This is a genomic window from Sphingobium sp. LMA1-1-1.1, assembly GCF_040676365.1.
In the GTDB taxonomy this organism is placed as follows: Bacteria; Pseudomonadota; Alphaproteobacteria; order Sphingomonadales; family Sphingomonadaceae; genus Sphingobium.
This window is the reverse complement of record NZ_JBEGHS010000057.1, coordinates 1-272: the sequence shown is the minus strand read 5'-3', so window position 1 is coordinate 272 and position 272 is coordinate 1. Positions and strand designations below refer to the sequence as shown.

The following is a 272-nucleotide window of genomic DNA, read 5'->3' as shown; positions in this document are numbered from 1 at the left end:
AAACTCGTCGGGTCTGGTCACGAACAGCCCGGCGACCAACTACGGCATCGAAGGCAGTCTCCAGATCAAGCCAACGGACCGGCTTCTGGTCAACCTTGGCGCGTCCATCTTCCGGCCCAAGGTGAAGAATGTCGTCACCGCACCCGCCACGGCTACCGCGCCGGCCATTGTCAAGGACACCGAGCCTGCCTTCGCGCCCCGCGAGCAGTTCTCGGCGATCGTGAGCTGGACACCGCCCATTGCGAACGATGCGATTTCGCTGTCGGCAAATG

General features: G+C 62.9%; 1 protein-coding gene. It reads left to right on the top strand.

Going from position 1 to position 272, the window contains the following annotated elements; all coding sequences use genetic code 11:
- Window positions 1-272, top strand: a 272-nt coding sequence (locus tag MRBLMA1_RS20040; protein ID WP_363739290.1) for a hypothetical protein, incomplete at both ends; no start/stop codon positions are given.